Here is a 20304-nt window from a genome sequence, read left to right as displayed (position 1 = left end):
CTCATCGTCAACCGAGGGAGGATGGTCATGAGCGCAATGACGAGCACGGCAAGGCGCGAAACCGCGATCGCGAAGCCGGTCGAGCATCCCGGCCTGCCGCGCCTGACTGATCGTCGCCTGCTCCGGCAGCTGTCCTATATCGGTGGGCGCTGGACCGCCGCGTCTGACGGCGAGACTTTCCCGGTGACCGATCCTGCGACCGGCGCGCTCGTCGCGCAGGTCGCAGCGCTCGGCGCCACCGAGGCGACGCAGGCGATCGACGTGGCACATGCCGCCTTCCCGAAATGGAAAGCGTTGCTGCCGCAGGAGCGCGCCGTGCTGCTGCGGCGCTGGCACACCGAAATGCTGGCCGCGGCCGAGGATCTTGCGCTGCTGATGACGCTGGAGCAGGGCAAGCCGCTCGCGGAAGCGCGCGGCGAGATCGCCTATGCCGCCGACTTCATCGCCTATTACGCCGAGGATGCGTTGCGGGTGAACGCCGAGGGCGTGACCAGCCATCTGCCGGGTGCGCAGATGTCGCTGTCGCGCGAGCCTGTCGGCGTCGCCGCCCTGCTGACGCCCTGGAACTTCCCCTCCGCCATGCTGACGCGCAAGGCCGCGGCCGCGCTCGCAGCCGGCTGCACCATCGTCGCTCACCCCTCCTCGCATACCCCGCTTTCGGCGCTGGCGCTGGCCGAGCTCGCCGACCGCGCCGGGCTGCCGGCAGGCGTCTTCAACATCGTCACTGGCGACGCCGCGCCGATCGCCGAGACCTATTGTGCCGATACCCGCGTACGCGCCGTCAGCTTCACCGGCTCGACCGAGATCGGCCGGATCGTCGCCCGCAACGCGGCCGCGACGGTCAAGCGCGTGGTGATGGAGCTCGGCGGCCATGCCCCGCTGATCGTCTTCGACGATGCCGATCTCGACCGCGCCGTCGCGATCGCGATCGACGCCAAGTTCGCGACTTCCGGCCAGGACTGCCTCGCCGCCAACCGCATCTATGTCCAGCGCGGCCTCTACGAGCGCTTCTGCACCGCCTTCACCGAGAAGATTGCGGCGCTGAGGGTCGGCGCCGGGCTGGAGGACGGCGTCGAGATCGGCCCGCTGATGCATGCCGCTGCCAGGCGCAAGGCCGAGGCGCAGATCGTCGATGCGCTGGCGCGCGGCGCGAGGCGGCTGACGCCGGAGCGCGCCATGCCCGGCCCGCTCTTCCTGGCGCCGACCGTGCTCGCCGATGTGCCCGACGAGGCGCTGATCATGCGCGAGGAGACCTTCGCCCCGGTCGCTGCCATCGCGCCCTTCGGCAGCGAAGACGAGGTCATCGCCCGCGCCAACGACACCGAATACGGTCTCGTCGCCTATGTCGTGACCCGCGACGGCGCCCGCGCCGCACGCCTCGCCAAAGCGCTCGACTACGGCATGGTCGCGGTCAACCGCGTCAAGATCACCGGCGCGCCGATCCCGTTCGGCGGCATGAAGCAGTCCGGCCTCGGCCGCGAGGGCTCGCGCCACGGCCTCGAGGCCTTCACCGACCTCAAATATGTCTGCCTCGACCTGAACTGAGGCGCCATCCCCCGCTTTCGCGAAGGATCATCATCATGCTCGACCAACCCGCCCGCACCGACAACGAGCTGGATGCCTGGGACCGCGACCACTTCTTCCATCCTTCGACGCATATGGGCCAGCATGCCCGCGGCGAGACGCCGAACCGCATCATCACCGGCGGCGAGGGCGTCTACATCGTCGACCGCGACGGCAAGCGGAGCCTCGATGCCTTCGCCGGGCTCTATTGCGTCAATGTCGGCTATGGCCGCAAATCGATCACCGACGCGATCGCCGAGCAGGCGGCCAGGCTTCCCTATTACCACGCCTATGTCGGCCATGGCTCGGAGCCCTCGATCAGGCTCGCCAAGATGGTGGTGGAGCGCGCGCCCAAGGGCATGAGCCGGGTCTTCTTCGGGCTCTCCGGCTCGGACGCCAACGAGACCAATCTCAAGCTGGTCTGGTACTACAACAATGTCCTGAAGCGGCCGGAGAAGAAGAAGATCATCTCGCGCTGGCGCGGCTATCACGGCTCGGGTGTGATGACCGGCAGCCTCACCGGCCTTGCCGCCTTCCACAACCTGTTCGACCTGCCGAAGGCGCCGGTCATTCACACCGAGGCGCCCTACTACTATCGTCGCGAGGATCGCACCCAGAGCGAGGAGCAGTTCTCGCAGCATTGCGCCGACAAGCTCGAGGAGCTGATCCAGGCCGAGGGGCCGGAAACGATCGCCGCCTTCATCGGCGAGCCAGTGCTGGGTACGGGCGGCATCGTGCCCCCGCCCGCCGGCTACTGGGCGAAGATCCAGGCGGTGCTCAGGAAGTACGACATCCTGCTGATCGCGGACGAGGTCGTCACCGGTTTCGGTCGTCTCGGCAGCATGTTCGGCTCCGACCATTACGGCATCGAGCCCGACCTCATCACCATCGCCAAGGGCCTGACCTCGGCCTATGCGCCACTCTCAGGTGTCATCGTCGCCGAGAAATTCTGGCGGGTGCTGGAGCAGGGCTCGGACGAATACGGCCCGATCGGCCATGGCTGGACCTATTCCTCGCATCCGCTCTGCGCGGCGGCCGGCGTCGCCAATCTCGAACTCGTCGACGAGCTCGATCTCGTCCGCAATGCCGGCGAGGTCGGCGCCTATTTCAATGCGGCACTCAAGGATGCCGTCGGCAGCCACCGCCATGTCGGCGAGGTCCGCGGCGAGGGCTTGCTGGCGGCGGTCGAATTCGTCCGCGACAGGGACGACCGCGTTTTCTTCGATCCTTCCGAAAAAGTCGGCCCACGCATCGCCGCCGCCCTGCTGGAGCAAGGCGTCATCGCCCGCGCCATGCCGCAGGGCGACATCCTCGGCTTTGCGCCCCCGCTATGCCTGACGAGGGAGGAGGCCGACGAGGTTGTCGGCGCAACGCGACGCGCAATCGAAGCGGTGGCTGCGACGTTCTAGCGCCAATCCGGATGCCGGCGCTCGACGCGTGACGTCCGAGCGCCAGACCTGCAACCTGGCGGTGGTGACGAGCCCGTTTGCCTGCACCCTGCCCGGTTTTCGTCGAAGACGTGGCCTTGAGCGGCCGGGGGATTGGCCTCCGCTAGGCGGGTCGAGCACTTCTCAGAGCAACGGCTTCCGTGAAGATCGGCTCCCAGGCCATGATATGGCCGGTCATCAGCGCTTCAGCCTCGTCTTCCAGGCCCTGTTTGATGACGTCGATGATGCGGTAGTGCTCCGGCACTGACGACTTCTGCCGTGCGAGGCCGTGCGGCGAGCGGATCCCGTAGAGGCGCATCCTGTCGCGCAGGCGCAAGACGATGTCAGTCAACACCTCGTTGCCCGCGAGCGCCAATAATTCTGCGTGAAACGCCCGGTCGGCGGCAAGATAACGCGGCACGTCGCCCGTTTCGACTGATTGAGCGATGGCATCGGCCAGCGCCTGGAGTTCAGAGAGGTTTTCTGCTCCCATTCTGACCAGCTTGCGGAAGGCCGAGGCCTCGAGCTGGGTGCGCACCTCGAAGATACCGCGAAGCTCGTCGAGCGAGGGATCGACGACCCGGAAGCCGCGATTGCGCATCGGCTGGAGCAGCCCGTCCGAGGTGAGCTGCAGCAAAGCCTCGCGAATCGGTGTCGTCGAGATGCCGAGAGTCCGCGCCAGCGATGGAACCGAGCAGACCGTACCCGGTGGCATTTCGCCCGAGACGATCTCGATCCGCAGCTGATGGACGACCTTTTCGCGGAGATTGGCGTCTGCCGAGACCAGCTGCATCCGTTCCCCACCCTGCGTCTGCATATCCCGCCTTCTCCGACATTCCCCCGGATATAGCGACTCGCATCTCAGGCTTGAAGTAGCGCGTCACGCGTTATACGCTACTGCATGTCCAAGACGCATTCAGTCGAGATCAAGGAGGGGTATTGCACCCTGTGCCGCTCCCGCTGCGGCTCGCTGAATCACGTACTGGACGGGCGTCTGGTGGCGGTTTCGCCCAATCCGGCCCATCCGACGGGCGCGGCGCTCTGCGCCAAGGGGCGAGCGGCGCCAGAGCTGGTCGAAAGCCCATTGCGGCTTACCAGGCCGCTGAAGCGCACCACGCCGCGCGGCGCCGATTCGCCTGAATGGATCGAGATCGAATGGCCGGAGGCGCTCGACACGATCGCTGAACGGCTTGGCACGATCCGGCGCGAAACCGGGGCGGAGACGGTCGCCTTCGCTGTAACGACACCAAGCGGCACGCCGATGGTCGACAGCTTCGAATGGGTCGAACGCTTCATCCGCTGCTTCGGCAGCCCGAACCTGATCTACGCGGTCGAAATCTGCGGCTGGCACAAGGACTATGCCCAGGCCCTGACCTATGGCCGCGGCATCGGCGCCGCCGATTACGACAATGCCGACACCATCGTGCTGTGGGGGCATAATCCGACTCGGACCTGGCTGGCGCAGGCGACACGTATCGCCGAAGCCCGTAAGCGTGGCGCGACCGTCGCGGTGGTCGATCCCAAGCGCGGCGGCGCCGGCGAGAGCGCCGATCTCTGGCTCGGCATCCGTCCGGGCGCCGACGGGGCGCTGGCGATGGGCGCCATCCGCCATCTCCTAACGAACCGCAGCTATGACGATGCCTTCGTCCGGCAATGGACCAATGCGCCGATGCTGGTCGATCTAGCGACCGGGCGCCTGTTGCGCGCGCGAGATCTCTGGCCGGACGGCGCAGCTGACGCCTTCCTGCTGCTGCGGCCGGATGGTTCGGCGCAGGCCTATGACACGCGCGAGGCGCTGGAGCGGCCGCAGGATGTCGTCCTCGATGGCGAGGTGGAGCTGAAAGGTGCGGACGGAAGGACGATCGCCTGCGCCACCGTGATGCGGCTGCTGGCGCGCGAGGCAGCCGCTTTCACCCCGGAGCATGTCGCTGGGATCACCGGGCTCGCTCCCGTCGACCTCGCCCACTTCTACGCCCTGTTCGAGGGTTCGCCTCGGCTCGCCTATCATTCCTGGACCGGGGTCGGTCAGCATTCCAATGCCACGATGATCGAGCGCGCCATCGGCACGCTCTATGCGCTGACCGGCGCAAGCGACCGCGTTGGCGGCAATGTCTGGACGAGCGCGCCGCCCTTCCGCGCCGTGAACGATTACTTTGCCCTGCTGCCGGAGGAGCAGCGCCGCAAGGCGCTCGGTCTCACTGAGTTGCCGCTCGGGCCACCCGCCAAGGGCTGGATCACCGCCCGCGACTTCTGCCGCTCCGTACTCGACGGAGAGCCTTACCGGGTCCGGGCACTGATGAGTTTCGGCACCAATTTCGTGGTGTCGCAGGGCGATTCCGGTCGCAACCAGGCGGCGCTGCAGGCGCTCGAATTCCATGTCCATGTCGACATGTTCATGAACCCGACGGCTGAGCAGGCCGACATCGTCCTGCCAGCCAGCATGCCCTGGGAGCGCGAGGCGCTGAGGCTCGGCTTCGAGATCACGCAGGAAGCGGTCGAGCTCGTCCAACTGCGCCAGCGCATGGTGCCGCCGCGTGGCGATGTCCGGGCCGATTACGACATCGCTTTCGAGCTCGCCTGCCGCCTCGGCCATGCCGATGCCTTCTTCGGCGGCTCGATCGAGGCCGGCTGGAACCATCAGCTCGAGCCGCTCGGGCTGACGGTCGCGCAGCTGCGGGCGGAGCCCGGCGGCATCCGCCTGCCACAGCCGAACCCGGAACGGAAATTCGCCCTGCGCCGGGCGGAGGGAGGCGTCGCCGGCTTCCCGACAGCAAGTCGCCGGGTCGAGATCTATTCCGAGCAGTTGCTCGCGCTCGGGCACCCGGCCCTGCCCCGCCATGTCGAGCCGGCGAGCGCGGCCGGCCGGCCGGTGGAACTGCCGCTCCTGCTCTCGACCGCCAAATCCGGCTGGTTCGTCCATAGCTCGCACCGGCACGTCGCCTCGCTGCGGCGCAAGGCACTGGACCCCGGCGTCGAGCTCAGCCTGGGCGACGCGCAGGCGCGCGGCATCGTCGCCGGCGACTGGGTAATCGTGCGCACACGCGATGGCGAGGCGAGGCTGCGGGCGAAGCTGGAGCCGACGCTGCCAGCCGGGACGGTGATCGCCGAGTTCGGCTGGTGGCAGGCCTGCACACCGCTCGGGCGTTCCGGCACGCCGGTGACGGGAGCTGCGACGCGCAACATCAACGCGGTTCTGTCGGATCGTGACCGCGACCCGATCAGTGGCTCGGTGCCGCTGCGGGCGGTCGCTTGCGAGATCGTCCGTGACGAGGCCGCGTCGCGCGGCTGCTGGACCGGAGAGCGCGCCTTTCGTGTGACCTCGAGCCGGCCCGAAGCGAATGATGTCCTCGCCTTCAGCCTGGCTCCGCTGGATGGCGCCCCCCTGCCCGACTTCCTGCCCGGCCAGCACGTCCAGGTGACGGAGCGGGAGGCGCAGCTCTCGCGCAGTTATTCACTGACCGGCGCCAACGACAATCCGACCGAGTTCGAGATCGCCGTGCGCCGCATCGGACCGGGAGGCGAAGGCGCGCCACCCGGCCGGATGTCGACCCGCCTGCATGAGCTCGCGCCAGGAAGTATCGTTACCCTGCAGCCTCCGGCAGGCGTGTTCACGCCGCCGTTGACCGGCAGCCGTCCTGTGATCCTGGTCGCCGCTGGCATCGGCATCACGCCGTTCGTCAGCTATCTCGCAGCACTGGCGCGCACCGCCCCCAAGCAACGGCCGCCTTCGGTCGATCTCGTCTACATCTGCCGCAACGGTGCCGAGCAGCCCTTCGGCGACTGGCTGGGCAGTATCGCCGGCAAGATTCCGGAGCTGAGGGTCATTCGGGCCTTCACCCGATCGCAGGCCGCAGATCGGCCGGGCCGCGACTACGACCATGCCGGCCGGCCCGACATCTCGGCCCTCAGCCTCGCCTCCGGCACCCGCCGGCCCCTCGCCTATCTCTGTGGCCCCGACAGCTTCGTCGCCGAGACCAAGGCTGCCCTGGTCGGCGCCGGCGTGCCCGGCTTCGATGTCTTCAGCGAGGTCTTCGTCTCGCAGCTCGAGATCCCGTCCAATCTGGCACCGCGCCAGATCCGGCTGCAGCGCAGCGGCAAGACTTTCGACTGGTCGGTGCAGGCGGGCAGCCTGCTCGATGCGGCGGAGGCGGCCGGGCTGTCGCTGCCCAGCGGCTGCCGCAGCGGCCAATGCGAGAGCTGCTGCCTGCGCGTCGTCTCGGGCTCGGCCAGCCATCTTTCGCCCTATGACGGCGCACCCGACGACTGCCTGACCTGCTGCGCGGTGCCGCTCAGCGACCTTGTTCTCGATGCCTGATGCAAGCCAACGGCGGAAAACCGCCACTGTGAGGGGATAATGACAGATACGATCTTGAATGGCCGGGCGGCGGAGTCGTCGCGCGAAGGCGTGCTCGTGCGCCTGTCGCAGACCATGGTGGCTTTTTCCGAGCGCTGGTTCCCGGACGCCTATATCTTCGTCCTGCTGGCGACGGTTGCGGTAGCGCTCGCCGCGATCGTGCATGGCGGCTCCCCGGTCGCGGTCAGCGCCGCCTTCGGTGAAGGCTTCTGGAGCATCATCCCCTTCACCATGCAGATGGCGCTGGTCGCCATCGGCGGCTACATCGTCGCGCTGTCGCCGCCGGTCGCGGCGCTGATGCGGCGCGCCGCTGCCGTGCCGACCACCGGGCGCGGTGCCGTCGTCTTCGTCGGCGTGGTCAGCATCCTGCTCTCGCTGGTGAACTGGGGCGTCAGCCTGATCTTCTCGGGCCTGCTCGTGCGCGAGATCGCGCGGCGCAAGGACATCCGCCTCGACTATCGTGCGGCGGGCGCGGCCGGCTATCTCGGGCTCGGCTTCGGCTTCACCCTCGGCATCAGCTCCTCGGCAGCGCAGCTCCAGGCGAACCCGGCGAGCATCCCGCCTTCGCTGATGCCGATCACCGGCGTTATCAGCTTCTACGAGACGATCCTGACCTGGCAGAACCTCTTGGTGATCGTGGTCGGCACGCTGCTTTCGGCCGCGATCTGCTACTACACGACCCCGTCCGATGCTGCGGCCAAGACCGCCGCCGATCTCGGTGTCGATCTCGTCGACGCCAAGGTCGAACAGAAGCCGACCCGGCCGGGCGATTATCTCGAGTTCAGCCCGATCCTGACGATCCTGATCGTCGTCCTGGCGGCGGGCTGGTTCTACGAGACCTTCAAGTCCGGCAACCCGCTCATCACCATGTCGGGCCTCAACACCTACAACTTCGTCTTCCTGCTCGTCGGCGCATTGCTACACTGGCGGCCACGCAGCTTCCTGGTCAGCTTCTCGCAGGCGATGCCGAGCGTCGCCGGCGTGCTGCTGCAGTTCCCGTTCTATGGCGGCATCGCCTACATGCTGACGCGGGTGAAGGCTTCGGGCGTCTCGCTCTCCGACACGATCGCGCACTGGTTCGTCAGCCTCGCCAGCGACACCAGCGTGTTCTCCTTCATTGTCGGAATCTATTCGGCGGTGCTTGGCTTCTTCATTCCCTCAGCCGGCGGCAAATGGATCATCGAGGCGCCCTACATCATGAAGGCCGCCAACGAGATCGGCGCGCATCTCGGCTGGACCGTGATGGTCTACAACATCGCCGAGACCCTCCCGAACTTCATCAACCCGTTCTGGATGCTGCCGCTGCTCGGCGTGCTCAAGCTCAAGTCGAAGGACCTGATCGGCTACACCTCGATGCAGTTCTTCATCCACTTCCCCGTGGTGATGCTGCTGGCGGTCGCGCTGATGCACACCTTCACCTACCGCGCTCCGGTCATCCCCTGAGCAACCAGGAACCCGTCAGTGCCCTGCCGGCGCTCTCACGCGGCGGCAGGGCAACCTCGTTGAGGGCGTTCTTGCCTGAAATGCCTCAATCGCAGAGATCCCCCACATCATGATCTGCGCATGTCGGCATCAAAAGCCTCGCGCGTGCGGTGAACCACATCGAGAAAGGCCTTGATGATCCGGCCGTTCTCGCGCTGTTTCATCACCACGACATGCGCGTAGGTGTAGACCTCGGCGCCGTCGATCGGGATCAGCTTCAGGTTATCGTCCGGAACGAACTCGGCCTCTGAGACATAACTGATCCCGAGCCCGCGGATCACCGCCTCGCGGACGGCCTCGCGGCTGCCTATCTCCATGACCAGCCTGGGCCTGGTGCCCGTCTGGGCCAGCGCTCCCTCCAGGGCGCGCCGCGTCGTCGACCCCTGTTCGCGCACGATCATCGGCTCCCCTTCCAGCTCCGGGAGCCGGATGCTGCGGCGTCCGGCAAAGCGATGGTCGCGTCGCACGAAGATCGCCACAGGATGGCGGCGATAGGGAATGGTCAGGAGCCTGTCGTCTTCATCGATATAGGCGAGGACGGCAACGTCGCATCGGTAGGCGACGAGATCGTCGAGCACCTCGGTGGAGTTGCCGATCTTCACGGCCAATTCGATGCCCGGATAGGCCTGGTTGAAGGCGGCGAGCATCTCCGTGACGTGGAATGGCCCGACGGCGCCGATCGAGAGCCGGCCCGTCCTGAGCTCGCGTGACTCCGTCAGGAAGGCGAGCGCCTCCGCCTCTTCGGCGAACATGCGCGTGGTGATGGCGAGCAGTTCGCGCCCGGTATCACTCAGTTCGCGACGCCGGCCGCGCTTGACGAAGAGCTCGACGCCGAACTCCTCCTCGAGCGCGCCGACCTGCGCCGTCAATGTCGGCTGGCTGATGTTGAACGCCTCGGCCGCAGCGTTGAAGCCACCCGCGTTCGCGACATTGTGGAAGGATCTGAGCTGGGTGTAACGCATAGGTAATTGCTATCCATTCAGATTAAAAAATCAATTTGTTATAAGAACAGAGCTCTGTGAGCATCCTTCGCAACGAGGCCGGCAAGGCGCATTGCGAGGGATGGACGGCATGAACTGGGCGTACTGGAACCCCGTGAAGATCCGCTTTGGCAGCGGCCTGCTCGATGAGGTCGCCGGGCTGATCGGCGGGCGCCGCTGGGCCCTCGTCACCTATGACCAGCCGCTCTTCCGCGAGTTCTCCGCCCGGCTGACGGCGGTGGCCGGCGCGCCGGTCGTGTCGATCACCAATATCGAGACCAATCCGGATTGCGCCGATCTCGCCGAATCCTGCCGCCAGTTCGGCGCGGCCGAGCCGGCCGAGGTCATCGTCGCGCTCGGTGGCGGTTCGATGATCGATGCCGCGAAGGTGCTGGCGGCCAGTGGCGGCGATTTCGAGACCGTGCGCCGGCATCTGGTCGAGAAGACACCGCTCGACGCGGCCGCGATCATCCCGATCATCGCCGTGCCGACCACGGCCGGCACCGGCAGCGAGGTCACCTCCTGGGCGACGGTCTGGGACTCGGCCAATGGCAGCAAGTACTCGCTCGCCCATCCCACGCTCTATCCGGAGACGGCAGTACTCGACCCTGCCTTGACGGTCGGCGCGCCGCGCGGTCTCACCTTGGCGACCGGGCTCGACGCCCTCTCCCATGCGCTCGAAAGCATCTGGAACGTCAACGGCAATCCGGTCTCGGCCAACTATGCGGTCGAGGCTGCCCGCGAGATCATCGAGACGCTGCCGCGTCTGCTGGAGCGGCCGGGCGATGTCGAGCTCCGGGCCCGGCAGATGCGCGCCAGCCTGCTGGCGGGCCTCGCCTTCTCCAACACCAAGACGGCGCTGGCCCACAACATCTCCTACGACATCACCCTGAAGAGCGGCACGATCCACGGCATCGCCTGCTCGTTCTCGCTGCCGATGGTGATGCGCTGGGCGATGGGCGCGCAGCCGCAATGCGACGCGGCGTTGCGCCGGGTCTTCGGTCCCGATCTCGAAGCGGGCGCCGAACGTCTCGGCGCCTTCCTCAGGGATCTCGGCGTCGCGACCGACCCGGGGGCCTATGGCGTCTCGGCCGGCGAATGGAACCGCCTCGTCGGCAAGGCGCTCGAAGGCGAACGCGGCCGCAACTTCATCGGACGGCAAGCGGCCATGGCGGCTTGAGCTCAACACCGGGCTTCGACGCCCGCAACGGTTCACCGGCAGTTCGAAAAGATCGCCGGATCATCTTGGGAGGATGACATGACCATTTCACGCCGGACGATTCTGAAGAGTTCACTCGCCACCGGAGCGATGCTTGCAGCGCCGGCCCTGGTCCGGGCCCAGACCAAGCTGATTCGCGTCGGGTTGATCCCGTCCGAGGATTCGCGGGCGATGCTGGAATCGAGCGCGCAGCTCCTCGCCGCGCTTGAGCGGAACCTCGGCATCAAGGTCCAGGGCTTCGTCGCCTCGGACTACAACGGCGTGATCGAGGCGATGCGCTCGAACCATGTCGACGTCGCCTATCTCGGCCCGTTCTCCTATGTGCTCGGCACCACGGTCGCAGCGATCGAGGCCTTCGCGACCGCCGAGACGGCCAAGTCGAGCCGCAGCTATTATCGCAGCCAGATCATCGCGCGGAAGGATAGCGGCATCGGCGATTGGAAGGACCTGAAGGGTCGCACCTTCGCCTTCGTCGATCCGTCCTCGACCTCAGGCCACCTCTTCCCGAAGGCCGGGTTGATGAAGCTCGGCTTCGATCCCGAGAAGGATTTCGGCCGCGTCCTCTTCACCGGTTCGCACGATGCCAATGCGCTCGCCGTCGCCAATAAGCGCGTCGATGCCGCGACGATCGCCGACCGCATCCTCGATGCCGCCGTGCAGAAGAAGCTGGTCGATCGCGCCGACATCCACGTCGTCTGGGAGTCGGACCCGATCCCGGAATCGCCGACCTGCTGGCGCAAGAACCTGCCCGCGGAGCTGAAGGCGAACATCAAATCGGCCTTCCTCAACATCCGCGACATCACCTGGGCCGACCAGGGCAAGCTCAACCGCTTCGTCGAGACCAATGACCAAGCCTACGACATCATTCGCGAGACCGCGAAGGTGCTGAAGCTCGATCTCACCAAGATGAAGTAGTCGCGGAACGCGACCGGCGGAGGAAGCGACATGATCAAGATCGAAGGGCTGAAGAAGTCCTATGCAGGACGCCCTGTCCTGCAGGGCATCGACCTCAGCGTCAAAGCCGGCGAGTTCCTCGTCGTGCTCGGCCCCAGCGGCGCCGGCAAGTCGACGCTGCTGCGCTGCATCAACGGGCTGGCTGAGCCCGATGCCGGGCGGACCGTCATCGACGGCAAGGTGCTCGATCTGAAGCGCGGGGCGCGCGGCAAGCGGCCGGTGGCGATGATCTTCCAGCACCACAACCTGGTGAAACGCCTGTCGGTGCTGAAGAACGTGCTCGTCGGCCGGATGGCGGGCCTGTCGTCCTTCCTCTCCATGCTGCAGCTCTTCCCCAGAGAGGATGTCGCGATCGCGATGGAGTGCCTGGCCCGGGTCGAGCTCGCCCAGAAGGCGAATTCGCGCGGCGACCAGCTCTCCGGCGGCGAGCAGCAGCGCGTCGGCATCGCCCGGGCACTGGCGCAGCAGCCGGCGGTGATCCTCTGCGACGAGCCGGTGGCGAGCCTCGATCCCAAGACCTCGCGCATCGTGCTCGGCTACCTCAAGGCGATCTGCAAGGAGGAGGGTATCGCGGTGATCTGCAACCTCCACCAGGTCGACTACGCCGTCGAGTTCGGCGAGCGCATCGTCGGCCTGAGCAGCGGCCGCGTCGTCTTCGACGATACGCCGGACCAGCTGACCTCCGAGATCGTCCACCAGATCTATCCCGGGCTGGAGGATCCCGGCATCAGCCGCGTGTTGAAGCCCCGCCCGGCCAGCCAGCCCGCGCTGGCGCCGATGATCGCCACCGCAACCGCCTGACGGGGAAACAAGTCATGTCGTTCGGAACGCTGCAACTCGTCCTCCGCCCCCCGCAGGGCCGCTTCGGCTGGTGGGGCGTCGGCTTCATCGCGCTCGCAACGCTGGTCTTCCTGTGGTGGGCCGCACTTGGCTCCCAGATCAACGCCAGCAATCTCTGGAACGGCATCCCCTACATGGTGGATTTCCTCGTCCGGATGATGCCGCCGAACCCCGAGTTCATCGAGCGGCTGTGGCGGCCGGCACTGGAAAGCCTGCAGGTCGCGGTCTGGGGCACCCTGCTCGGCGTCGTCATCGCCCTGCCGGTCTGCTTCTTCGCGGCGCGAAACTTAAGCCCGAGCCCGATCGTCTTCCATGCGACGCGGCAATTGCTCAACTGCATGCGCGGCATCAACGAGATCATCCTGGCGTTGATCTTTGTCGCCGCCATCGGTCTCGGCCCCTTCGCCGGCGTGCTCGCCCTCGCCATCCATGGCGCCGGCATGCTCGGCAAGTTCTTCGCCGAGGCGATGGAGGATATCGACGAGGGTCCGCTCGAAGCCTTCCGCTCGGCTGGCGTCGGCCCGTTCAAGACCTTCTTCTTCGGCGTGCTGCCGCAGGTGCTGCCGGCCTGGCTCGGGACGATCTTCTATCGGCTCGAGACCAATGTCCGCCAGTCGACCGTGCTCGGCATGGTCGGCGCCGGCGGCATCGGCTTCGAGCTCGTCTCCTCGATGAAGCTCTTCAAATACCAGGACACCGCGACCTGCATCCTCGTGATCCTCGCCATGGTCCTGATCGCCGACCTGGTCTCGTCTCGCGTCCGCGCACTGATCCGCTGATCGGCGCCGACCCAAGGAGTTCGTCATGAACGCATATTCCAAGCTTGGCGCTGACGTCGTCGCCAATGGCCGCCTCTATGCCCGCCCGCAGCGCCCGGTGGTTGTGATCTGCATGGACGGCTCTGAGCCGGCCTATATCGAGGCGGCGAGCGCCAAGGGGCTGACGCCGAACCTCGACCGGATCGTGCGAACCGGCGCTAGCACCCACGCCTATTCGGTGATCCCGAGCTTCACCAACCCGAACAACCTCTCGATCATCACCGGCCGCCCGCCGGCGGTGCATGGCATTGCCGGCAACTTCTTCTACGACCGCGAGGCGAAGGAGGAGGTGATGATGAACGACGCGCGCTTCCTGCGCGCCCCGACCATCCTCGCCGAGTTCCAGAACGCCGGCCTCAAGGTCGCGATGGTCACCGCCAAGGACAAGCTCAGGACCCTGCTCGGCAAGGGCCTCGACTTTAGCACAGGCACCGCGATCGCCTTTTCCTCGGAGAAGGCCGACAAGGCGAACATGGCCGAGAACGGCATTAAAGACGTCCTCGACTTCGTCGGCATGCCGGTGCCTTCAGTCTATTCGGCCGACCTGTCGGAGTTCGTCTTCGCCGCCGGCGTCAAGCTGCTCGAGAGCTTCAAGCCCGACCTGATGTACCTCTCGACCACCGACTATGTGCAGCACAAGGCGGCGCCGGGGTCGCAGATGGCGGACTCGTTCTACGCCATGTTCGACGGGTATGTCGGCCAGCTCGACGCGCTCGGCTGCACCCTGGTGATCACCGCCGATCACGGCATGAACGACAAGCACTTGGCCAATGGCGAGCCCGATGTCGTCTACCTGCAGAGCCTGATGGACGACTGGTACGGCAAGAGCGTGATGCGGGTGATCCTGCCGATCACCGACCCTTATGTCGTCCACCATGGCGCGCTCGGCTCCTTCGCCACGGTCCACCTGCCCGATGGTGCCAGCCAGGAAGAGGTCGCCGCCCGCATCTCCGGCCTCGACGGCATCGCGCTGGCGGTGACGGCGGCCGAGGCCTGCGAGCGCTTTGAGCTGCCGGCTGACCGGATCGGCGACGTCGTCGTGATCTCGACCCGGCAGAAGGTGATCGGCACCTCGCCCGACCGGCACGACCTCTCCGGCCTGACCGAGCCCCTGCGCTCGCATGGCGGCATCACCGAGCAGCGCGTGCCGATGATCGCCAACCGGCCGATATCAGTCCCGGAAGGCCGCACCTTGCGCAATTTCGACGTCTTCGACGTCGCCCTGAACCTGGTGCACTGACGATGAACGCGACCGTGAAGCCGCCAGTGCGGCGCGAGGCGATGCGCATCGCCGGCAAGCTGATCTCGACCGACGACATGGTCGAGGTCAGGAACCCCTATGACGACAGCGTCGTCGGGCTTGTTCCCGCGGCAAGGCCCGAGCATGTCCGCGAGGCCTTCGCCAAGGCGAAGGCGTTCAAGCCAGTACTCTCCCGCTATGAGCGCCAGCGCATCCTGCAGAAGACGGCCGAACTTCTGTTCGCACGCAAAGAAGACTTCGCCCGGCTGATCACCGCGGAAGCGGGCCTGTGCTGGAAGGATTCGCTCTACGAGGCCAGCCGGGCCTATGACGTCTGGTCGTTCGCGGCCCAGCTCACCATCAAGGACGATGGCGAGATGTTCTCCTGCGACATCTCGCCGAACGGCAAGGCCCGCAAGATCTTCACCACCCGCCAGCCGCTGCTCGGGGTGATCTCGGCGATCACGCCGTTCAACCACCCGCTCAACATGGTCAGCCACAAGCTGGCGCCGGCGATCGCGACCAATAACCGCCTGGTGCTCAAGCCGACGGAACTCACGCCGCTGACCGCGCTGGCGCTCGCCGACGTGCTCTACGAGGCCGGTTTGCCGCCGGAGATGCTCTCGGTCGTCACCGGCAACCCGTCGACCATGGGCGATGCGATGATCACCGATCCCGATGCGGATCTCGTCACCTTCACCGGCTCGGTCCGGGTCGGCAAGCACATCGCCGCGACCGCCGGCTACAAGCGCATCGTGCTCGAGCTCGGCGGCAACGACCCGCTGATCGTCATGGAGGACGCCGATCTCGACAAGGCGGCCGAGCTTGCGGTCACCGGCGCGACCAAGAACTCCGGCCAGCGCTGCACGGCGGTGAAGCGCATCCTGGTGGTCGAGAGCGTCGCCGACGCCTTTTCGAAGCTCGTGGTCGAGAAGGCGAAGAAGCTGACCTGCGGCGATCCGATGGACCCGGCGACCGATGTCGGCACGGTCATCAACGCCCGCTCGGCCGCGCTCTTCCAGGCCCGCCTCGACGACGCCGTAGCCAAGGGCGCGCAGGTCCTCCACGGCAGGCGGGCGGAAGGGGCGCTGTTCCATCCGACCGTGGTCGACCACATCCCCTATACCTGCGAGCTCGTGCACGAGGAGACCTTCGGCCCGGTCATCCCGATCATCCGCGTGCCCGACGACATCGCCGAGGTGATCCGCATCTCGAACTCGACCGCCTACGGCCTCTCCTCCGGCATCTGCACCAACCGCTTCGACTACATCCAGCGCTTTGTCGCCGAGCTCGAGGTCGGCACCGTCAACCTCTGGGAGGTCCCGGGATACCGCATCGAGATGTCCCCCTTCGGCGGCATCAAGGACTCCGGCCTCGGCTACAAGGAGGGCGTCGTCGAGGCGATGAAGTCCTTCACCAACGTCAAGACCTGGTCCCTGCCCTGGGCAGCATGACCTCTACGGCCAGCACACTCCCGGATTGCGACACAACGGTATCCCCGGGCTTGGCGCGAGCCCCGGGACGCGCCATCACAAGATCGGCCGGCACTGAGCCGGCTCTGGATTTAAGGTTTGCGACATGCGGCTAGGCGTCATCGCTGACGTGCACGGCAATTTGCCGGCCCTCGAAGCCGTGCTCTCCAAGCTCGCCGGACTATCCGTCGACGCGGTGGTCAATCTCGGCGACTGCGCCTCGGGCCCACTCTGGCCGGCGGAGACGTTACAACTTCTGCGTGCCAGCAAGATGAGCCATGTCCGCGGCAACCATGACAGGGCGCTGGGCGCCGCCTCTCCCGACGGGCTCGGCGCATCCGATGCCTTCGCCTGGCGAGACCTAGACGCAGGGGCGCGCAACTGGCTGGCGGCTCTTCCATTCGAGATCGAGATCGGCAAGGTGCGCTGCTTCCATGCCAGCCCGACCGACGACGAGACCTATCTGCTCGACGCCATCGAAGGCGGGCGCCTGGTCGCCGCCAGCCCCGGGGCGGTCGAGGCGCTGATCGGCACGACCGGTCACGCCGTGGTCCTATGCGGGCACAGCCATCAGCCGCGCCTGCTGCGGCTCGGCAACGGAACCGTTGCCGTCAATCCCGGCAGTGTCGGAAACCCGGCCTATCAAGCCACCCATCCAAGCCTTCATGTCTCGGAAAGCGGCGCCCCGCATGCCCGTTTCGCTGTCGTGACCATGGCGGATGCGATCGAGATCGAGCATCACGCCGTCGTCTATGACTGGAACCATGCAGCACGCCGCGCCGAGGCCAATGGCCGGGCCGACTGGGCTCACGCCTTGCGCAGCGGGTTGGTCCTAACATCAGGATAGCCCCCCTTGCGGTAACGCCAATATGTCGATAAGTCTCGACATATGGAAAACGAGCAAGTCATCCTCTCCCTCGCCGCAATGGCGCAGACCACCCGGCTCGATGTCTTCCGCTTGCTGGTCGCGGCGGAACCCGAGGGCTTGCCGGCCGGAGAGATCGCCCGGCATCTCGAAGTCCCGCACAATACGATGTCGTCGCATCTCGGCATCCTGAGCCGAGCAGGCCTCGTGCGGTCGGAGCGCTTCAGCCGCTCGATCGTCTATCGCGCCGATCTGGAAGCGCTGCGGTCCGTCATCGCTTTCCTGCTCAAGGATTGCTGCGGCGGACGCGCGGAGATCTGCGCGCCGCTGCTGGCCGAACTCAGCCCCTGCTGCCCTCCGAAGGTCACGACCGATGCCTGATCGCATCCACAACGTGCTGTTCCTCTGCACGCATAACTCAGCGCGGTCGATCATGGCCGAGGCACTGCTCAATCATCTCGGCGAGGGCCGCTTTCGTGCCTTCTCTGCGGGCAGTGAAGGCGGTCCCGGTCCAAAGCCCATGGCACTCAAGGTGCTCGAAGCCGAAGGCATCCCAACCGTGGGATTGTCGTCAAAGACCTGGGACGTGTTCGCGGCACCCGGCGCGCCCGTCATGGATATGGTCATCACTGTCTGCGATCAGGCGGCCGGCGAAACCTGCCCATTCTGGCCCGGCCAACCGATCACGGCTCATTGGGGGATCGAAGACCCCTCGCATGTCGAGGGCACCGAGATCGAGCGCGAGCGGGCCTTCGTGACGGCGCTCCGCTATCTCAAGAATCGCATCAACGTCCTGCTTTCGCTCCCTGTCGCCAGCCTGGACGAAATGGCACTGGCGCAGCGCGTCCGGCAGATCGGTGGCCTCGAAGGAACGACCGGTCTTCGTCCGGAGGTGGCGTGATGGACGTCGTCATCTACCACAACCCCGCTTGCGGGACGTCGCGGAACACGCTGGGCCTGATCCGCAATGCCGGTGTCGAACCGCATGTGATCGAGTATCTGAAGACGCCCCCGACCAGAGCGTTGCTGCAGCAGCTCCTAGTCCGCGCGGGGCTGACGGTGCGCGAGATTCTTCGGGAGAAGGATACGCCCTTCGCCGAGCTCGGACTCGGTGACTCGAACCTCTCCGACGATGCCTTGCTCGACGCGATCGAGGCCAATCCGATCCTGATCAACCGGCCGCTCGTCCTGTCGCCGAAGGGTGTGCGGCTCTGTCGCCCGTCCGAGGCGGTCCTGTCCCTGCTGCCGCCACAACGAGGCGAATTCCGCAAGGAAGACGGCGAGCTTGTCATCGACGCCGCCGGCCGCCCCGTCGCTCTCGCCTGAGGTCCCCATGTCCACCTTCGAACGCTACCTTACGGTGTGGGTCGCACTGTGCATTGTCGTCGGCATCGCGCTCGGCCATGTCATGCCCGGCGTGTTCCAAGCCATCGGCGCGGCCGAGATCGCCAGGGTCAACCTGCCGGTGGCGGTGCTGATCTGGCTGATGGTCATTCCGATGCTGCTGAAGATCGACTTTGCCGCGCTCGGCCAGGTCGGCAGGCATTGGCGCGGCATCGGCGTCACGCTGTTCATCAACTGGGCGGTCAAGCCGTTCTCGATGGCGGCGCTGGGCTGGTTCTTCATCGCCTGGCTGTTCCGGCCCTGGCTGCCGGCCGACCAGGTCAACAGTTATATCGCCGGGCTCATCATCCTGGCTGCAGCACCCTGCACCGCCATGGTCTTCGTCTGGTCGAACCTGACCAAGGGCGAGCCGCATTTCACGCTGAGCCAGGTCGCCCTGAACGATGTGATCATGGTCGTCGCCTTCGCGCCGATCGTCGGCCTGCTGCTCGGCCTGTCGGCGATCACGGTGCCGTGGGGGACGCTTGTCCTCTCGGTCGTCCTCTACATCGTCCTCCCGGTGATCGTCGCGCAGCTCATCCGCAATCGTGTTCTCGCGAACGGTGGGCAGGCGGCGCTGGATGGCCTGCTCGGCCGACTTGGCTCGGCCTCACTCGTGGCGTTGCTTGCGACGCTCGTCCTGCTCTTCGGGTTCCAGGGCGAACAGATCCTGGCGCAGCCGATGGTGATCGCGCTCCTGGCGGTGCCGATCCTGATCCAGGTCTACTTCAATGCCGGCCTGGCCTACCTGCTGAACCGGATTGCCGGCGAGCAGCATTGCGTGGCCGGTCCATCGGCCCTGATCGGTGCCTCCAACTTCTTCGAGCTCGCTGTAGCCGCTGCGATCAGCCTGTTCGGCTTCAACTCCGGCGCGGCGCTCGCCACCGTCGTCGGCGTGCTGATCGAAGTTCCCGTCATGCTCACCGTGGTCTGGATCGTGAACGGGTCGAAGGGCTGGTACGAGCGCCCCATGACCACGCGGCAAGCGCGGCCAGCTGACCAGGCACGGGAGGTGTCGCGCTGACGAGATCAGGCCGTCCCACCGCAACAGGACGCCGCATTCCCTTTACTCCGACTCTCTTGGATCGGTGGGCACGGTACCGTCCCATAGGAACAGAACACGCAGCAATCGCCCTCTTTTGGCCTGAGCAGCGTCCCGCAGCCCTTGCACTCATAGAAAAACTGGCAAGCGTCGATCGGCATCGCTTCCGAGGCTTGGTGCCCGCATTGAGGGCAAGTGATGAGTGAGGTGAGTTGCATCAATGAAACTCTAGGCTAGCGGCATTATCGGGCAACGAGCGCCAGCTGCCAATCTTTTTCGATAGTTGTCGAAATACCGCTTGACGGGGCGGAGGGATCGATACAGCATATTTCGATGAAAATCGAAGAAGCAGCAAAGCAGCTTGAGGCGCTTGGCAATCCGACCCGCCTTGAGCTCTACCGGGTCTTGGTCCGCGCCGGCCATGGCGGCCTGCCGGTCAACCAGGTGCAGGAGCGTCTGGGCATTCCGGCGTCGACCCTCTCGCATCATCTTCAGCGCCTCGTGCAGAACGGATTGGTCTCGCAGGAGCGGCAGGCCACAACCCTGATCTGCCGCGCCCAATACCCTGCCATGGCCGCCTTGCTCGGCTTCCTCGCGGATGAATGCTGCGCTGACGAAGCCTGCGCACCGACGTCCGATCAGGCTGCGTGAGCGGTATTTTATTT

General features: G+C 66.1%; 19 protein-coding genes and 1 pseudogene. 16 read left to right on the top strand and 4 right to left on the bottom strand.

Annotated features, from left to right (window positions below):
* Nucleotides 1-27: 27 nt before the first annotated feature.
* Together BLM15_RS05245 and BLM15_RS05240 are read left to right on the top strand one after the other, a co-directional pair.
* Nucleotides 28-1545: an NAD-dependent succinate-semialdehyde dehydrogenase gene (locus BLM15_RS05245; protein WP_126111022.1), complete on the top strand. Its 1518-nt coding sequence runs from the start codon at nucleotides 28-30 to the stop codon at nucleotides 1543-1545.
* Between the two features lie 35 nt (nucleotides 1546-1580).
* On the top strand, nucleotides 1581-2972 hold the full coding sequence (locus BLM15_RS05240) for an aspartate aminotransferase family protein (protein ID WP_126111020.1): 1392 nt from the start codon (nucleotides 1581-1583) through the stop codon (nucleotides 2970-2972).
* Between the two features lie 142 nt (nucleotides 2973-3114).
* Here the strand turns inward: BLM15_RS05240 and BLM15_RS05235 are convergent, their stop codons facing one another.
* Both BLM15_RS05235 and BLM15_RS31790 read right to left on the bottom strand, forming a co-directional pair.
* Nucleotides 3115-3627 (bottom strand): GntR family transcriptional regulator, encoded by a 513-nt coding sequence (locus tag BLM15_RS05235; protein WP_236846689.1) that lies wholly within the window; start codon nucleotides 3625-3627, stop codon nucleotides 3115-3117.
* A pseudogene (locus BLM15_RS31790) lies at nucleotides 3628-3705 on the bottom strand (GntR family transcriptional regulator); the annotation flags it as partial.
* A 186-nt stretch (nucleotides 3706-3891) separates the two neighbouring features.
* Here BLM15_RS31790 and BLM15_RS05230 point away from each other — a divergent pair.
* Both BLM15_RS05230 and BLM15_RS05225 read left to right on the top strand, forming a co-directional pair.
* Nucleotides 3892-7305 (top strand): molybdopterin-dependent oxidoreductase, encoded by a 3414-nt coding sequence (locus BLM15_RS05230; protein WP_126111018.1) that lies wholly within the window; start codon nucleotides 3892-3894, stop codon nucleotides 7303-7305.
* A gap of 39 nt (nucleotides 7306-7344) precedes the next feature.
* Nucleotides 7345-8787: a short-chain fatty acid transporter gene (locus tag BLM15_RS05225; RefSeq protein ID WP_126111016.1), complete on the top strand. Its 1443-nt coding sequence runs from the start codon at nucleotides 7345-7347 to the stop codon at nucleotides 8785-8787.
* Between the two features lie 107 nt (nucleotides 8788-8894).
* Here the strand turns inward: BLM15_RS05225 and BLM15_RS05220 are convergent, their stop codons facing one another.
* Entirely contained in the window at nucleotides 8895-9788 is an 894-nt protein-coding gene (locus BLM15_RS05220) for a LysR substrate-binding domain-containing protein (protein ID WP_126111014.1), read from the bottom strand.
* 109 nt (nucleotides 9789-9897) lie between these two features.
* Between BLM15_RS05220 and psrA the strand changes: the two genes are divergently transcribed.
* From psrA to arsB, 11 genes are all read left to right on the top strand, one after another.
* Complete coding sequence (gene psrA / locus BLM15_RS05215) at nucleotides 9898-10986, top strand: iron-containing alcohol dehydrogenase PsrA (protein WP_126111012.1); 1089 nt, start codon at nucleotides 9898-9900, stop codon at nucleotides 10984-10986.
* Between the two features lie 78 nt (nucleotides 10987-11064).
* Nucleotides 11065-11940, top strand: coding sequence for a phosphonate ABC transporter substrate-binding protein (gene phnD / locus BLM15_RS05210; RefSeq protein WP_126111010.1), 876 nt, complete (start codon nucleotides 11065-11067; stop codon nucleotides 11938-11940).
* Nucleotides 11941-11970: 30 nt separating this feature from the next.
* Nucleotides 11971-12780, top strand: coding sequence for a phosphonate ABC transporter ATP-binding protein (phnC, locus tag BLM15_RS05205; protein WP_126111008.1), 810 nt, complete (start codon nucleotides 11971-11973; stop codon nucleotides 12778-12780).
* Nucleotides 12781-12794: 14 nt separating this feature from the next.
* A complete protein-coding gene (phnE, locus tag BLM15_RS05200) occupies nucleotides 12795-13598 on the top strand; it encodes a phosphonate ABC transporter, permease protein PhnE (RefSeq protein ID WP_126111006.1) in 804 nt (267 codons plus the stop codon).
* Nucleotides 13599-13623: 25 nt separating this feature from the next.
* Nucleotides 13624-14877: a phosphonoacetate hydrolase gene (gene phnA / locus BLM15_RS05195; protein ID WP_126111004.1), complete on the top strand. Its 1254-nt coding sequence runs from the start codon at nucleotides 13624-13626 to the stop codon at nucleotides 14875-14877.
* A gap of 2 nt (nucleotides 14878-14879) precedes the next feature.
* The gene (phnY, locus tag BLM15_RS05190) at nucleotides 14880-16331 is read left to right on the top strand and encodes a phosphonoacetaldehyde dehydrogenase (RefSeq protein ID WP_126111002.1); all 1452 of its coding nucleotides are present in this window, start codon (nucleotides 14880-14882) and stop codon (nucleotides 16329-16331) included.
* A 124-nt stretch (nucleotides 16332-16455) separates the two neighbouring features.
* Nucleotides 16456-17196, top strand: coding sequence for a metallophosphoesterase family protein (locus BLM15_RS05185; protein ID WP_126111000.1), 741 nt, complete (start codon nucleotides 16456-16458; stop codon nucleotides 17194-17196).
* A gap of 42 nt (nucleotides 17197-17238) precedes the next feature.
* Entirely contained in the window at nucleotides 17239-17595 is a 357-nt protein-coding gene (locus tag BLM15_RS05180) for an ArsR/SmtB family transcription factor (protein WP_126110998.1), read from the top strand.
* Nucleotides 17588-18115 (top strand): arsenate reductase ArsC, encoded by a 528-nt coding sequence (locus tag BLM15_RS05175; protein WP_126110996.1) that lies wholly within the window; start codon nucleotides 17588-17590, stop codon nucleotides 18113-18115. The genes BLM15_RS05180 and BLM15_RS05175 overlap by 8 nt, the downstream gene beginning before the upstream one ends.
* Nucleotides 18115-18540, top strand: coding sequence for an arsenate reductase (glutaredoxin) (gene arsC, locus BLM15_RS05170; RefSeq protein WP_126110994.1), 426 nt, complete (start codon nucleotides 18115-18117; stop codon nucleotides 18538-18540). The genes BLM15_RS05175 and arsC overlap by 1 nt, the downstream gene beginning before the upstream one ends.
* Before the next feature lie 7 nt (nucleotides 18541-18547).
* Nucleotides 18548-19621: an ACR3 family arsenite efflux transporter gene (gene arsB / locus BLM15_RS05165; RefSeq protein ID WP_126110992.1), complete on the top strand. Its 1074-nt coding sequence runs from the start codon at nucleotides 18548-18550 to the stop codon at nucleotides 19619-19621.
* 5 nt (nucleotides 19622-19626) lie between these two features.
* On the opposite strand, the gene BLM15_RS31785 is transcribed toward arsB, so the two are convergent.
* Complete coding sequence (locus tag BLM15_RS31785) at nucleotides 19627-19857, bottom strand: GDCCVxC domain-containing (seleno)protein (RefSeq protein WP_126110990.1); 231 nt, start codon at nucleotides 19855-19857, stop codon at nucleotides 19627-19629.
* Between the two features lie 115 nt (nucleotides 19858-19972).
* On the opposite strand from BLM15_RS31785, the gene BLM15_RS05155 reads away from it, so the two are divergent.
* Nucleotides 19973-20290, top strand: coding sequence for an ArsR/SmtB family transcription factor (locus BLM15_RS05155; RefSeq protein WP_126110988.1), 318 nt, complete (start codon nucleotides 19973-19975; stop codon nucleotides 20288-20290).
* Nucleotides 20291-20304 lie beyond the last annotated feature (14 nt).

The organism is Bosea sp. Tri-49 (genome assembly GCF_003952665.1).
GTDB lineage: Bacteria > Pseudomonadota > Alphaproteobacteria > Rhizobiales > Beijerinckiaceae > Allobosea.
The sequence above is the reverse complement of the archived record's forward strand: the minus strand, read 5'-3'. Positions and strand labels throughout refer to the sequence as shown.